2 protein-coding genes are annotated in these 2152 nt (G+C 38.8%); one reads left to right on the forward strand and one right to left on the reverse strand.

Annotated features, from left to right (window positions below):
• Positions 1-81: 81 nt before the first annotated feature.
• A complete protein-coding gene (locus IQ246_RS29465; protein ID WP_194006816.1) occupies positions 82-1035 on the reverse strand; it encodes a Rieske 2Fe-2S domain-containing protein in 954 nt (317 codons plus the stop codon).
• 257 nt (positions 1036-1292) lie between these two features.
• On the opposite strand from IQ246_RS29465, the gene IQ246_RS29470 reads away from it, so the two are divergent.
• Positions 1293-1949, forward strand: coding sequence for a TetR family transcriptional regulator (locus IQ246_RS29470; RefSeq protein WP_194006817.1), 657 nt, complete (start codon positions 1293-1295; stop codon positions 1947-1949).
• Positions 1950-2152 lie beyond the last annotated feature (203 nt).

A 2152-nucleotide genomic window follows, 5' to 3' on the forward strand; every position in this document is an offset into this window, starting at 1 on the left:
CTACCGAACGGTAGCCCTGACTTCCCCCTCTACAATGATTATCATTATTACTAATTGGGGATTTTATTCCTTGGAAGTCCCTTACCAATCGCGGTAGAGTTTTTCTGCATAAAACATAATCTCTTCATTTGGTAGTCTAATTTTTGGTTTTTGCCGAGGATACAAGCTTTCAACTGCACTGGTGTCTTGCTCAATAACTGTGGCTGCTGCTTGTAAAACGGAGTTTTTAAACAAGAACTTTATTACATGATTGATATTTTTGGCATACATCAGAATAAACGTCTTAGTTCTTTTTTCTGTCTCAGGATAGAGAATGTGAACTTGAGCGATACCACCAATAGGTGTATTAGCAAAGAAAGCTGTAGTTGAAGGAAAAGCGTATTCAAGTGTATTAATGAGTATTTTGGGGAAGATTCCCAAAACAGGATTTTTGACAATTTCTGCTAATGTATTAGCAGATCTCATAAGCTCTTGTTTTACTGTGGCGTAGTATCCTTTTTCTTCAAAATAACTGACATTGCAAGATGAGATTTTAAATAGTTCTTGATGAGTCCCATTTTGGTGGTTATAGTCATAGTTAACCATTAGGTTACTCAAGAAGTCACCTTGAATACTTTTTTTGCCTGTTACTCCGATGAATTCATATTCATCTACAATTTTCTGATGCAAATCTGGAATAGGTAGTCTTGGAGCAAATCCAGCATAAGTCCAGATGCAATCATTACTAACAATTAGCTCTAATGGCTTAGTAATTGGCTGAGTATCCTTATTTTCTCCTTGATATAGTCTGCCTTCTGCGTCAAATTCCAGTGCATGAAAAGGGCAAGTAATAGTGTCTCTCTCTTGACAAACCCATCCGTCTGATAAAGGAGCTTGCATGTGCGGACAGATGTTATCAAGAGCAAACACTTCGCCTTTTTGGTTTTGCCAAATGACATAATCCTGTCCGTTTAAAGTGATTTTATGAGGTTTATTAACTCCTAGCATCGATTTGTGAGCAATCAACCAAGGCGCACCAAGTAAAATTGGTTCCATTTTTCCTCCAATGGATCTAAATTATTTGATTGATGAGATATCTAAAATTTGAGGATGGCTTTACTTATTTCACCTAAATAAAATGAGCAAAGCTACCAAGCTTCTGCTCGGCTGGCTTCGGACATTAGATTATTAAGTTACACAAAAACTATTTAACTAATTTTTTAATTAGTTATTAATTTAATCAATTTCATGTTCTATGTCAACTACTAACCAATATTTTAGTTAAGATATTTTCGTTAGTATGATGGAAAAATGTGGGTCGTTCAACGCAATCAAAACTCTCATCGAAAAAACCGCGTCAAGTGCGCGATGCAGAAGCGACGAAAAAGCAGATTCTTGATGCAGCGGAAGCAGAGTTCGCCAGAAATGGACTTCAAGGGGCGCGGACAGAAGCGATCGCCAAAGGTGCAGGTGTAACCACAGCGATGATTTACTACTACTTTGAGAGTAAGGAAGGGCTATACAAAGCTGTTTTGCAACGTCCCGCGGTGGAAATGCACGAAGGCTTTGAGCAGCTAAATCTAGATCAGTTACCACCAGAGGAAGCTTTGAAAATACTTGTCAAAGAGGCGATCGCTTACGAAGCAGCTCACCCGCACAGAGGGATGCTTTGGTTCCAAGAAGCCAACCAAAATCAGGGAAAGTATTTTAAACAAGGGAATTGGCAAGAAAATTTCGGGTATCTCATTAGGATTTTAGAACGGGGGATGGCGGAAGGTTGTTTCCGTCCACTTGATCCATTTCTCACCACGCTCCATATTATTGGGGTTTGTAATTTATACTTCAATGCTTACGAAAACATCAAGCATACTAGACCAGATTTGCAACTGCTGAGTCCAGAAATGATTGAACAGCATACTCAAGAAGCGGTTAATTTTATTTTGGCTGGTGTGCGACGTACTGTGAATTAGGGATTGAATATTGGGATTACCTCTAGTTAAAATCTAACCTTTTGCATTGTTAATATTACAAAGAACAGACGGGAGCATGAAAGCCCGTGAGATATAGGTGCGTAGCACCGCATATCGTGCTTCAGACACGGGATGAAATGCGACTCGGTAGGTTTTAGCCTACTGTAAATATTGTATAAAGTTTTCAAAGTCCTCGGATATCT

It is taken from the genome of aff. Roholtiella sp. LEGE 12411, from assembly GCF_015206995.1.
Lineage (GTDB): Bacteria > Cyanobacteriota > Cyanobacteriia > Cyanobacteriales > Nostocaceae > Komarekiella.